At 61.1% G+C, this 12,674-nt stretch carries 12 protein-coding genes and 1 other RNA gene; 9 read left to right on the top strand and 4 right to left on the bottom strand.

The window, feature by feature from the left end; all coding sequences use genetic code 11:
* Both dnaX and ffs read right to left on the bottom strand, forming a co-directional pair.
* Window positions 1-1,175, bottom strand: a 1,175-nt coding sequence (dnaX, locus tag WCA85_RS35015; protein ID WP_424070331.1) for a DNA polymerase III subunit gamma/tau, incomplete at its 3' end; no start/stop codon positions are given.
* 244 nt (window positions 1,176-1,419) lie between these two features.
* An RNA gene (gene ffs / locus WCA85_RS35020) (signal recognition particle sRNA small type) lies at window positions 1,420-1,518 on the bottom strand.
* A 386-nt stretch (window positions 1,519-1,904) separates the two neighbouring features.
* Here ffs and trxA point away from each other — a divergent pair.
* From trxA to WCA85_RS35060, 8 genes are all read left to right on the top strand, one after another.
* On the top strand, window positions 1,905-2,231 hold the full coding sequence (gene trxA / locus WCA85_RS35025) for a thioredoxin TrxA (RefSeq protein WP_006048864.1): 327 nt from the start codon (window positions 1,905-1,907) through the stop codon (window positions 2,229-2,231).
* Between the two features lie 206 nt (window positions 2,232-2,437).
* Window positions 2,438-3,706: a transcription termination factor Rho gene (gene rho, locus WCA85_RS35030; protein ID WP_424070334.1), complete on the top strand. Its 1,269-nt coding sequence runs from the start codon at window positions 2,438-2,440 to the stop codon at window positions 3,704-3,706.
* A 276-nt stretch (window positions 3,707-3,982) separates the two neighbouring features.
* Window positions 3,983-4,495: a MerR family transcriptional regulator gene (locus WCA85_RS35035; RefSeq protein ID WP_424070336.1), complete on the top strand. Its 513-nt coding sequence runs from the start codon at window positions 3,983-3,985 to the stop codon at window positions 4,493-4,495.
* Window positions 4,492-6,048: an MFS transporter gene (locus WCA85_RS35040; protein WP_424070337.1), complete on the top strand. Its 1,557-nt coding sequence runs from the start codon at window positions 4,492-4,494 to the stop codon at window positions 6,046-6,048. Before WCA85_RS35035 ends, WCA85_RS35040 begins: the two co-directional genes overlap by 4 nt.
* 3 nt (window positions 6,049-6,051) lie before the next feature.
* On the top strand, window positions 6,052-6,897 hold the full coding sequence (locus WCA85_RS35045) for a zinc-dependent peptidase (RefSeq protein ID WP_424070339.1): 846 nt from the start codon (window positions 6,052-6,054) through the stop codon (window positions 6,895-6,897).
* Between the two features lie 338 nt (window positions 6,898-7,235).
* Window positions 7,236-7,499: a type B 50S ribosomal protein L31 gene (locus WCA85_RS35050; protein ID WP_424070341.1), complete on the top strand. Its 264-nt coding sequence runs from the start codon at window positions 7,236-7,238 to the stop codon at window positions 7,497-7,499.
* Window positions 7,500-7,812: 313 nt separating this feature from the next.
* Entirely contained in the window at window positions 7,813-9,585 is a 1,773-nt protein-coding gene (locus WCA85_RS35055; protein ID WP_424070343.1) for an ArnT family glycosyltransferase, read from the top strand.
* 2 nt (window positions 9,586-9,587) lie between these two features.
* The gene (locus tag WCA85_RS35060) at window positions 9,588-10,967 is read left to right on the top strand and encodes an MATE family efflux transporter (protein WP_424070345.1); all 1,380 of its coding nucleotides are present in this window, start codon (window positions 9,588-9,590) and stop codon (window positions 10,965-10,967) included.
* A gap of 67 nt (window positions 10,968-11,034) precedes the next feature.
* Here WCA85_RS35060 and WCA85_RS35065 read toward each other — a convergent pair whose 3' ends face one another.
* Together WCA85_RS35065 and WCA85_RS35070 are read right to left on the bottom strand one after the other, a co-directional pair.
* Window positions 11,035-11,439 carry a carboxymuconolactone decarboxylase family protein gene (locus WCA85_RS35065; protein ID WP_424070347.1) on the bottom strand — a complete coding sequence of 135 codons (405 nt, stop codon included), beginning with the start codon at window positions 11,437-11,439 and terminating at the stop codon, window positions 11,035-11,037.
* Window positions 11,391-11,849 (bottom strand): MerR family transcriptional regulator, encoded by a 459-nt coding sequence (locus WCA85_RS35070; protein WP_424070349.1) that lies wholly within the window; start codon window positions 11,847-11,849, stop codon window positions 11,391-11,393. The genes WCA85_RS35065 and WCA85_RS35070 overlap by 49 nt, the downstream gene beginning before the upstream one ends.
* Window positions 11,850-12,215: 366 nt before the next feature.
* Between WCA85_RS35070 and WCA85_RS35075 the strand changes: the two genes are divergently transcribed.
* The coding region (locus WCA85_RS35075; protein ID WP_424070351.1) for a ComEA family DNA-binding protein at window positions 12,216-12,674 on the top strand (459 nt) is incomplete at its 3' end.

The following is a 12,674-nucleotide window of genomic DNA, read 5'->3' on the forward strand; positions in this document are numbered from 1 at the left end:
ATCGCAGGCGTACCGGACCGCTTGCCCGCACCGTTCGGCCCGGCTGCCCCAGCTCCACGCGCCGACGACGCAGCTCCACCACCGCCGGTCGGCGCCGGCTCGAAGGCCAGCATGCGCAGCAGCGTCATCGTGAAGCCAGCGTATTCGTCCGGCGCGAGACCCAGTTCGCTGCGGCCGATGGTGGCAATCTGATAGAACAGTTGAACCTGCTCGGCGCTCAATGCTTCAGCAAAACGCCGCAAATCCACCGCTTCAGGCCACTCGTCAAGTACCGACGAAGGGTGAAACTGAGCCCAGGCGATCCGGTGCAGCAGGCTCGCCAGATCCTGCAGCGCGGTCGAGAACGACAGGCTGCGCAGCGACATTTCATCGGCCACGGACAGCACCGCTGCGCCATCGCCATCAGCGAGCGCGTCGAGCAAACGGATCAGGTAGCTTTGGTCGAGCGCGCCGAGCATGCCGCGCACCGCTTCTTCAGTGACCTGATTCGCGGAATAGGCAATCGCCTGGTCGGTCAGCGACAGCGCATCGCGCATCGAGCCGTCCGCCGAGCGAGCCAGCAAGCGCAACGCCTGGACCTCGAACGGCACGTGTTCCTCGCCGAGGATGCGCTCCAGATGCGACACGATATGCCCAGCCGGCATCTGCTTCAGATTGAATTGCAGACAGCGCGACAGCACGGTGACCGGGATCTTCTGCGGATCGGTCGTGGCGAGGATGAACTTGACGTGGGACGGCGGTTCCTCCAGCGTCTTCAGCATCGCATTGAACGCGTGGTTCGTGAGCATGTGCACTTCGTCGATCATGTAGACCTTGAAGCGCGCATCGACCGGCGCATAAACCGCGCGCTCAAGCAGCGCGGCCATCTCGTCGACGCCGCGGTTACTCGCCGCGTCCATCTCCACATAATCGACAAAGCGCCCTTCGTCGATCTCCCTGCACGCGCGGCATACGCCGCAGGGTGTCGAGGTCACGCCGGTTTCACAATTGAGCGCCTTGGCGAAGATGCGCGAGAGCGTCGTCTTGCCGACTCCGCGCGTCCCGGTGAACAGATAGGCGTGATGCAGACGCCCGCCGTCGAGCGCATGCGTGAGCGCGCGCACCACGTGCTCCTGTCCGACGAGCGAAGCGAAATCCTTCGGCCGCCATTTGCGTGCGAGAACTTGATAGGTCATGAGGAAATTGTATCAGTAACGATAGCGCGCAAAGGCGAATGGACTGCGTACCGACATGCGCCGCCCGCCTCATTGAAAATGGCTAACGAGCTGATAGAAAAAATAGCGGGAGGTGAGGCAGAGAAGCGAAAAGAGAAACCGAAGCGACACGCTTCCATGGAAGCATGCGAACCCAGACAGCACCACACGAGCCACAAGGAGGGCCCACAGACAAGTGCTTTGGGAATACCGACAGAAAAAGGAAGGTGACGAGCCTGACCCTCGGCACTGGTGGAAAACGGCTGTGGCTGCTTCGTTCCCGACCTGACCAGGTTGACCGCCCCTCCATGCGAGGAGGCCCGTCACGAAAGATTCTACCATCGGTCGGCGAGCCGCGCGACTGTTAACCTGCACAAAGCGCGCACAAAGTTCGAACGCGAGCCACTTGTGTTCGCGCGAGCGGCCTCCAGATAGGCCTTGTAGCAGCAGATCGTGCTCACGCGGCAAGCCTTGGCCCTACTGCCCGCATGAGTACTATCACCACCGGCAACGCATAGCAATTTAGGCTAAACTGGCGTACGAATGTCCCGTAAAGACGAGCATTCTGCGCATTCCGGAGCGCTTCGAGAGGAACGCCCGTGAGTGTCACAGCGCGGCTCCCTTTGCGGCAACGCGAACGGAAGTTTTCTTAGTTTGATGTATCGTGGCGAGCAATCCAGGCGGGCCTCGATCCGAGAGAGGTATTCATACATGAGCGAACAAATCAAGCATATCAGTGACGCATCGTTCGAACAGGACGTCGTTAAATCCGACAAACCCGTGCTGCTCGATTTCTGGGCGGAATGGTGCGGTCCGTGCAAGATGATTGCGCCGATCCTCGACGAAGTCGCCAAGGACTACGCTGACCGCCTGCAGATCGCCAAGATCAATGTAGACGAACATCAGTCGACGCCGGTGAAGTTCGGCGTGCGCGGCATCCCGACGCTGATCCTGTTCAAGAACGGCGCGGTCGCGGCGCAGAAGGTCGGCGCCCTGTCGAAATCGCAACTCACCGCGTTCCTCGACGGTAATCTGTAATTGCTTTAATTGAAGTACCGTTGAGCGTGTTGTCACCTGACAACACGCTCAACGAGAATATGCGTTTATGCCACGCTGGCTAAAATTGGCGTGTGCTATGCTAGAATCCGCAAAACGTCGAAAAGACGCTTAAGTCCTTGAGCGGTTCCGCTCACTCTCCTCCCAGATTTCATTTCAGGTCGCACCTTCTCCTGCGGGTTCTCCGTATGCATTTATCCGAGCTTAAGACTCAGCACGTGTCCGAATTGATCGAGATGGCCAATGGCCTCGAGATCGAAAGTGCGAACCGCCTGCGCAAGCAGGAACTGATGTTCGCCATTCTTAAAAAACGCGCCAAGACTGGCGAAACAATTTTCGGCGACGGCACGCTCGAGGTGCTGCCTGACGGCTTCGGCTTCCTGCGTTCGCCGGAAACCTCCTATCTGGCGAGTACGGACGATATTTATATCAGCCCGTCGCAAATCCGCCGCTTCAATCTGCATACCGGCGACACCATCGAAGGTGAAGTGCGTACGCCGAAAGACGGCGAGCGTTATTTCGCGCTGGTGAAGGTGGACAAGGTCAACGGCCAGCCGCCGGAGGCCTCGAAGCACAAGATCATGTTCGAAAACTTGACGCCGCTGCACCCGAACAAGGTGCTGCTGCTCGAGCGTGAGATGCGCGGCGAAGAAAACGTGACCGGCCGCATCATCGACATGATCGCGCCGATCGGCAAGGGCCAGCGCGGTCTGCTGGTCGCCTCGCCGAAATCGGGCAAGACGGTGATGCTTCAGCACATCGCGCATGCCATCAAGCAAAACCACCCGGACGTGATCCTGTTCGTGCTGCTGATCGACGAACGCCCGGAAGAAGTGACCGAAATGCAGCGTTCGGTGGCAGGCGAAGTGATTGCCTCCACGTTCGACGAACCGGCTGCGCGTCACGTTCAGGTCGCCGAAATGGTGATCGAAAAGGCCAAGCGCCTCGTCGAAATGAAGAACGACGTGGTGATTCTGCTGGACTCGATCACGCGTCTCGCACGTGCCTACAACACCGTGGTGCCGGCTTCCGGCAAGGTGCTGACGGGCGGTGTCGACGCCAACGCGCTGCAACGTCCGAAGCGCTTCTTCGGTGCAGCCCGCAATATCGAGGAAGGCGGTTCGCTGACCATCATCGGTACGGCCCTGATCGAAACCGGCAGCCGCATGGACGACGTGATTTACGAGGAGTTCAAGGGCACCGGCAACATGGAAGTGCACCTGGAACGCCGTCTGGCTGAAAAGCGCGTCTACCCGTCGATCAACCTGAACAAGTCCGGCACGCGTCGTGAAGAACTGCTGATCAAGCCCGAGATCCTGCAAAAGATCTGGGTGCTGCGCAAGTTCATCCACGATATGGACGAAGTCGAAGCCATGGAATTCCTGCTCGACAAGATTCGCCAGACGAAGAGCAATTCCGAGTTCTTCGACATGATGCGTCGCGGCGGCGGCGGCTAATACCTGCCCTGCCTGAAATTGGCATCCGGCATACGCTGCCTGTTGCCGCAAAAACGCCCACGCTGTGGGCGTTTTTTTTCGCCTTCGACAGCTTCTACATCTTTCACACTCTCCACGCCCTCCACACTCGCCACGCCCCCGCACACTCCGCTCCTTCTGCGCCGCCCGCTAACCATTCAAGCGAGCGCCTGCAATGACTCATTGCGACCATCAACATATACGTGAACGTACACGTTGAACTATAATTCGAGGAATCTTTTATGGCCTGAAACCATCATGTCAAAGGACCGCCCCACCCTGCTGACGGTGCGCGACGCCGCCGAGCGGTTGCAAGTCACCGCACGCACACTCAAGTACTACGAAGAACGCGGACTCGTCTCGCCTACCCGCAGCGAAGGCCGCTACCGGCTCTACGACGCAGACGATATCGAGCGCTTCTCACGCATCCTGCGTCTGCGTTCGTTGGGTTTTTCCTTGCAGGGCATCACCGAGATGCTCAAGCGCCCGCTCGAGTCGGTGGAAGGCGGTCGCAGACGCTACTCGAACGAATCGTTGCAGCACATTCGCGACGGGCTCGCGCAGCAGGTCGCCGCGCTCGACACCCGCATCGACGCCATGCGCCGCGAACTGAAAAACGCGCAGATGTTGAAGAGCGAACTCAGCCACGACCTTGACTATGTTGAGCGGCGCCTCGCTGGCGAAAATGCCGATACGCTCATACAGCAACGTCGCGCCGCTCAGTCGAAACGCTCGCCAAAGAAATCCAGCGCACCGGACGACTCTGCATGAGCACCGCCTCTTCCCGGGTGCCGCTCTTTAGCGTCGAGAAACTGCGCGGCGATTTTTTCCCCTGGGTGCTGGCCGTCGTGACTGGCCTCGATTATTTCGACAACGCAATCTTCTCGTTCTTCGCCAGCTATATTGCCGGCGGCGTCAATGCCTCTCCCGATGAACTGGTGTGGTCATCGAGCGCGTACGCGATAGCCGCCGTGCTCGGCATCCTGCAACAGCAATGGTGGGTCGAACGCTTCGGCTACCGCCGTTACGTGGCGGGCTGCATGCTGCTGTACTCCGCGGGGGCGGTCGCTGCGGCCTTGTGCGAAACATCGTTCGAACTGGCCTTCGCCCGCGGCTTTCAGGGCTACTTTATCGGCCCGATGATGGGCACCTGCCGCATCCTGATCCAGATCAGCTTCAAGCCGCAACAACGTCCGGTGGCGACGCGCGCATTTCTGGTGTTGATCGTGTTGAGCAGCGCTCTCGCGCCACTGGTCGGCGGTCAACTGGTCGCGCATTTCGACTGGCGCGCCCTATTCGCCTGCACTGCGCCCGTGGGCGTGTTGTTCGCCATTCTGGCGCTGCTCGCGCTGCCCAACTCGGGCGGCCGTCAGCCCGAAGAACGCGGCTCGGCGAACTTTTGGCCCTATCTGGTATTTGCATTCGCACAAGGCGCGCTGCAAATCGTGCTGCAACAACTGCGCTTTCAGTTATTCACCGCGTCACCCGGCCTGATTCTCCTGAGCGTCACCGGCATTGGCGCGCTGGGCTGGTTTGCATACCATCAATGGCACCATCCGACGCCTCTCGTGCGCCTCACCGCCTTGCGCCAGAAGCCCTTTCAGGTTGGTCTTGTGCTCTACATGTTCTACTACTACGAGTCGACCGCGTTCAGTTATCTGATCTCGCGTTTCCTCGAAAGCGGGCTCGGCTATCCCGTGGAGAACACCGGGCGGCTGGTCGGCGTCACCTCGTTGATTTCCGCGAGCGCACTATTCGTCTATCTGCGTTATTCAAAACTGCTGCCACGCAAGAAGTGGATCATCGTGCCGGGCTTCGCGGTCGCTGCATTCGCCGCGGCGTGGATGACGCGTATGGCGCCCGATGTCGGCGAGCAGGCGTTGCTGATACCGCTGCTGCTGCGAGGTTTGCTGTTACTGTTCATCGTGCTGCCGGTCGCCAATCTGACGTTTAAAATCTTTGCTATCGAGGAGTTTACGCATGGCTACCGGCTGAAGAACATCGTTCGGCAGCTGACCATTTCGTTTGCGACGGCCTCCGTGATCATCATCGAACAACACCGGGAAGCCTTGCATCAGGCGCGGCTCGCCGAATTCGTGAATCCGTTCAATCCGGCCTTCCAGAATACGATGGCCACGCTGAGCAACGGCTTCGCGGCCACCGGCCGCTCGCTCGAACAGGCGCACGCTCTGGCCATCGGGCAGATCAGCCGGATGGTGGCGCAACAAGCGAGCTTTCTGAGTTCTATCGACGGCTTCTATTACCTGATTGGCGTGGCGGTATGCGGCGGCGTTTTTGCCGCGTGGCAAAAACAGATCGACTAGGCGATGCTATCCAAACTGACCCATTGGTTCGACTCGCGGCGCCGCGAGCGTGCGCTACGGAACTACCCGATCGACGATTCGCTCTGGCAGACGACGCTCGCCAGCTTGCCCTTCCTCGCCTACCTTGATACGGCGGACCTCACACGTCTGCGCGAGATGGCCAGCCTGTTCATCGCTCAAAAAGAGTTTTCGACCGCGCACGAACTCGAACTGACCGACGCAATGACCGTCGCGATCGCCGCCCAGGCTTGCCTGCCGGTGCTCAACCTCGGGCTCGACCTGTACCGGGGCTGGGTTGGCGTAATCGTTTATCCAGGCGAATTCGTGATCCGCAAGACTGTCGAGGACGAGGACGGTGTGGTCCATGAGATCGAACACGACGCGAGCGGCGAAGCCTGGGAAGGCGGCCCCGTTGTGCTGTCATGGGAAGACGCTCAAATGACGGACGTCACAGACGAGCAAGACGCCTATAACGTTGTCATTCACGAATTCGCGCATAAGATTGACATGCTCAACGGCGAGGCCGACGGTCACCCGCCGCTCTTTCGCCGCTGGCACGCGCCGCTCGACCCGCGCGGCTGGGGCGATGTGTTCGACCATGCCTATGACCAGTTCTGCGCCAGGATCGACGGCATGTCCGAGCGCCGCTGGGCGCGTTTCGAGCGCGAATCCCTGATCGACCCCTACGCCGCGGACCATCCGTCGGAATTTTTTGCCGTTTGCAGCGAGGCGCTGTTTGTCCAGCCGCATGGGTTCGAGGCGGAATATCCCGAACTCTACCGGCTGCTCGCCCGCTATTACCGGCAGGATCCGGCGCGGGTCGGCGCGCTGGACGGCCAGGCGGGGTGATCGGCGCCGGTCAACCGGGTGAATCGGGGCAATCGGGGCAATCGGGGCAATCGGGGCAATCGGGGCAATCAGGTCAATCAGGTCAATCAGGTCAATCAGGTCAATCAGGTCAAGATAAACCGGACCAATCGGCGCGCACCAATCGGACAATGCGCCGCCAAGCCCTTGTAGACGCCCTTCCGGCGCGAAAAAACCTGCGCAAGATTCGTCAACCGACTGATTTTCTGGCATAATCGCCGTTTTTCGACCTTAGGCAAGTGGCTCGCGCCAAAATGTCCTCGCAGCTACGTAGTTGCGGCGGCACGCGGGTTGGCTACCGCCAGACTAAAGGAACTACCATGAAAGACGGCATTCACCCCAATTACCGCGAAGTCCTGTTCGTTGATATGTCGAACGACTTCAAGTTTGTGACCCGCTCGACCATCCAGACGCGCGAAACCGGCGAATTCAACGGCCAGACGTACCCGCTCGCCAAGATCGAAGTGTCGTCGGAATCGCATCCGTTCTACACCGGTCAACAAAAGATCATGGACACGGCAGGCCGCGTCGAGAAGTTCAACAAGAAGTTCGGTACGCGCGCTACGGGCAAGGCAGTGAAGTAATACACATCGAATCAGCCTCGATGAGCCTCGGCACTGGCCGCAGGCCGGATCGAAGCACGATCGAACCAGAAAAGGGCAGCCCACGCTGCCCTTTTTTGTCGCCTGGCGCAGCCGATGGTCAGCGTCTCGGATACATCCGGCCGCAAGGCGCTGCGCGGTTCGTTACAAGCTTGCCCGTAACGTTGCGCCCTGTTACCGACCGTGACGCGCGGTGCGCGCCACGTCTACAATGCCGGATGCTGCAAATCGGCCATCCTGCCGGGCCTCCTGCCCGGTTCCAGCCGACGCGCTTATCCGAGATCCACATATCCGCATGAGACCAGTCGTTCGCCTCACTGCCTCCGCCACCAGCGCCCTGCCGCGCTGGCTGCTGCTCACCATCTGTATTGTCTATGCGTCATTCGGCCTGTTTGGCCGCGATCCGTGGAAGAACGAAGATGCAGCCGGCTTTGGCGTCATGTGGACAATGGCGAACGGCAACTGGCACGACTGGCTGTTCCCGAATCTGGTCGGCAAGTACCTCACCGAAAACGGTCCGCTCGGCTACTGGCTCGGCGCCAGTTCGATCCGCACGCTCGCGCCGTGGGTGGATGCAAGCAATGCCTCGCGCGTCTTCACCGGCCTGCTGTTCTGCGGCGCCTGTGCGTTCGTCTGGTATGCCGCCTATCTGCTCGGCCGCCGCGCCGAAGTCCAGCCCTTCAAATACGCATTCGGCGGCGAGCCGGAACCGCGCGACTACGGCCGCACACTCGCCGACGGCGCGCTACTGATCCTGCTCGCCTGCTTCGGCCTTGCCGAACGCGGTCACGAAACCACGCCGCAGTTGGCCGAGTTCTTCTGCATTGCGATGCTCATCTACGGCCTCGTGCGCATGATCGACAAGCCGGTGCAAGGCGCACTGGTGTGGGGGCTTGCGCTCGGGCTCGTCGCGCTGGCGAGCAACCCGGTGCTGGTCGGCGCGCTGCTGGTGGGCACGCTCGCCATGACGATCATCGTGCCTGAGGCGCGCTCGCGCTGGCTGTTGCTGGCCGGTTTGCCGCTCGCCCTGGTGCTCGCAGTCTCCTGGCCCATCCTCGCGCTGGCGGCCTTCCCGGACGACGCCGTCTGGTACCTGAATCAGTGGGTGCGCAGCAGTCTCAACTCGTTCGCCGGGCCGCCCGGGTCGGTGGCTCGCTATGCGCTAAAGAACCTGCCGCTCTTCACCTGGCCCGCATGGCCACTTGCCGTCTGGTCGTGGTTTAGCTGGTCGGGTCTGCGGCGCGCGCCGCACGTCGCAATTCCGCTGTCGGTGATCACGCCGCTCCTGATCCTCGTGGTGCTGCAAAGCCACCAGACCAACCAGCTCTACATGCTGTTGCTGCCGGCACTCTCGGTACTCGCCGCGTTCGCGCTGCCGACGCTCAAGCGCGGCGCGATCAACGCAATTGACTGGTTCGCGCTCCTCAGCTTCACGATTCTCGGCACCTTCGTCTGGCTGGTGTGGCTTGCCGGGCTGACAGGCTTCCCGCACCCGCTTGCGCGCAACCTCGCGCGCCTGGCGCCTGGCTTCGTGCCGCAGTTCAAGATTCTGTCGTTCGTGTGCGCGGTCGCGGTCACCGTGTGCTGGTTCGTGCTGGTGCGCTGGCGCCTCGCTCGTCACCCCAAGGTGCTGTGGCGCAGCGTGGTGCTCTCCAGCGCCGGCACGACCCTGATGTGGGTGCTGCTGATGACCCTCTGGCTGCCGGTCGTCAACTACAGCCGGACCTATAAAGATGTGGCCGAACAGATCGCCTCGCACCTGCCCGACGACTACACGTGCATTTCGCCCGTGCGCCTCGGTAACGCGCAGATCGCGACGTTCGCCTACTTCGGCCACATGCACTTCGCATTCGATCAGGATTGCGACGTGATCCTGCGCCAGGACACCCAGGACTACGGCGAACCCAGTTCGATGTCCAACTTCGTCTGGAAACTTGTCTGGGAAGGCCGCCGCGTGGCCGACCGCGATGAGCGCTTCCGCCTCTATGTGCGTATCGACCGTCCGAAGCCGCCAGCGAAACACCGCGCCTGGCGTCCGAAGCAAGCCGCCCCCGCCGGCACGGACTGATCATGTTCGCTGACGTGCGGAAAATCGCCGCGCTCGCGTGGCCGGTGCTGATCGGCCAGTTGGCGATCATCGCCTTCGGCGTGATCGATACGGCGATGGTCGGCCGCTACTCGGCCGTCGATCTGGCGGCGCTCGGTCTCGGCTCCTCGATCTTCATTTCCGTCTATATCGGCCTGACCGGCATCCTCACTGCACTGCAGCCGATTGCCGGACAGCTTTACGGCGGCCGTCACTATCGCGAGATTGGCGAGGAAGTTCGCCAGTCGTTGTGGCTCGCGCTGGCGCTGATGACTATCGGCTTCACGATCCTGTATTTTCCCGAACCTATCCTGCACCTTGCCCGCGTTCCGGAGGCACTGCACGTACGCACGGTTGCGTATCTGCAGATCCTCGCGTTCGGCTTGCCGGCCGGCCTGACCTTTCGCATCTACAGTTCGCTGACCAACGCGGTCGGTCAGCCGCGGCTCGTGATGATCCTGCAGGTCGGCGCGCTGCTGCTGAAGTTTCCGCTCAATCGCTGGTTCATCTTTGGCGGCATGGGCGTGCCGGCGCTTGGCGGTCCGGGTTGCGCACTCGCCAGCACCTTGATCAACTGGACGCTGGCCATCGTCGGCCTGCTGATGATGACCCGGCTCGACGTGTTCCGGCCATTCGCGATCTTTTCGCAGTTCTGCTGGCCGGTATGGCGCCGTCAGGTCGCACAACTGCGCCTGGGCATTCCAATGGGACTCTCGTATCTGATCGAGGTGACGTCGTACACCTTCATGGCGCTGTTCATTGCTCGCTTTGGCACAACCACACTTGCCGGGCATCAGATTGCGGGCAACGTCGGCGCGGTGCTGTATATGACGCCGCTCTCGATCGGCATCGCCACCTCGACGCTAGTCGCCCAGGCGCTCGGCGCACATCGTCACGAAGCGGCGCGCACGCTGGCGCGACACGGCATTCTGATGGCAGTGATGATCGCCTGTTGCTATGGCGTGATTGTGCTCGCGCTGCGGCCGCTGATCATCGAAGGCTACACACCGAATGCGCAGGTCGCCGCGGCCGCGATGCCGCTGGTATTGATCGTCGTGTTCTATCACGTGTTCGATTCGCTCCAGGTGACCACGGCTTTCGTGCTGCGCGCCTATAAGGTCGCGGTGGTGCCCACGATCATCTACGCGGTTGCCCTTTGGGGTGTGGGTCTTGGCGGCGGCTATCTGCTCGGTTTCGATATCATCGGTGCGACGCCGGTCTGGCTCACCGGCGCGCGCGGATTCTGGTTTGCCAATATGGCGAGTCTCGGGATCGCCGGCGTTGGACTCGCGTTGTACCTGCGTACGGTCAGCAAGCGGGACCTGCTGGCGCAGAGCGCGGCCCAGGCAGGCGGCGCGGCGTAGCCGCGCTAACTGAACTAGCCGCACCAGCTTCACCAGCGGCAAAAACGACTAGTGCCACATACGTGCCCTAGGCCGCCTCGCCCAACCCCACCCCGCGCCGCTCAAACACCTCACGCGCCGCAAACAGCGCATTCAGCGCAGCCGGGAATCCGGCATAGAGCGCCATCTGCATGAACACTTCGACGATCTCATCGCGCGTGCACCCCACATTCAGCGCGGCTTCGATATGCACCTTGAGTTGCGGTTGCGCGCACCCGAGCGTGGCCAACGCTGCAATCGTGGCGATCTCGCGCGAGCGCAGATCGAGTTGCGGCCGGCTGTAGATATCCCCAAAGCCAAACTCGATCAGGAGCCGCCCGAAGTCCGGCGCAATCGGCGCGAGTGCCGCAATCACCTGCTCGCCAGTCGCGCCATCGATTTCCTTCAGCTTGTTCCAGCCCCGCGTGTAGCGTTCGTTTTGTGCGTATTCCATGGTGAGTCCTTGTCAGATTGAGTCGGGTCGATCTGTCGTGTCACCGTACGCTCGGCCGCCTCGTAATGTGCGATCTTGTCGACGATCGCCTCGAGGTTGGTCTGCAACTGCGCGATCTGCACGAGCACCGCGTCACGATGCTGCATCAGCATCTCGCGGCGCGGGCCGATCGTCGCTTCGCCCTGCGCCCGCAACGCAGCGAACGCCTGCATCCCGGCGATCGGCATACCGGTCGCCTTCAGACGCATCACGAACTGGAGCCAGTCCAGATCGGTGGGCGAATAGAGACGGTGACCCGCCTCGCTACGGCCAACCGACTGGATCAAACCCGCCTGTTCGTAATAGCGCAGTGTGTGGGTGGAGACGCCGCTTGCTGCAGCAACCTGACCAATGGTGAGAGCATGTGACATGACGTAACTCAGGTTAGGACTTCGAGTGCACTCTAAGTCAAGCGACTGTTGCTGTCATTCACACCCGCAATTTCGACCGGCCGACGGCAGCGTCGCCGATGCAGTGAACTTCGAAGTACGCGGAGCCGTGGCGCGCACAACTGAGGGCGGTACGCCGTCCGCACCTATCGTGTCAAAAACGCCCCAAAAATAGGCGGAATCTTTAAATATCGTTCACATTGATTTACTTGTCACGAATCGATGGGTATAAATCGTCGGCTTTCGGAAAACGGCCGCGCAATTTATCCTATGCTTAAGCGCAGCGTTTGCTGAATCAATGCGTCGTCCGTTCCTGGCTAACTTTTTGCCCTCAATGGAGTGCTTGCCATGCTGAAGAAGCTGCTGATGCTTTGCGTAGCCTTGGTCCTGTCGCTGTCAGCCGGGTTCGCTGCCGCGGTCGAAGTCAATTCCGCCGATCAGGCAACGCTCGAAACCGTGAAGGGCATTGGCCCCGCTCATGCAAAAGCGATCATCGACGAGCGCACCAAAAACGGACCGTTCAAGGACGCTGACGACCTCGCCACTCGCGTAAAGGGCATCGGCACCAAGTCGGTCACCAACCTCGAAGCAGCAGGCCTCACCATCAACGGCTCGTCGGCGGCGCCGAGCGGCACCAAGGCCGCCACGAAGTCCAGCACCACGTCCAGCACAACCGCAGCCAAGTCAACAGCAGCAGCCACGACGGCGGCGCCTGCGGCAACCACGCCCGCCATGGCGACGCCAGCCGCACCGGCTGCCGCATCGGCCACCAAAAAGTCGAAGAAGAGCAAGGCAGCATCCCAGGCC

This window comes from Paraburkholderia sp. (genome assembly GCF_049581445.1).
GTDB lineage: Bacteria > Pseudomonadota > Gammaproteobacteria > Burkholderiales > Burkholderiaceae > Paraburkholderia.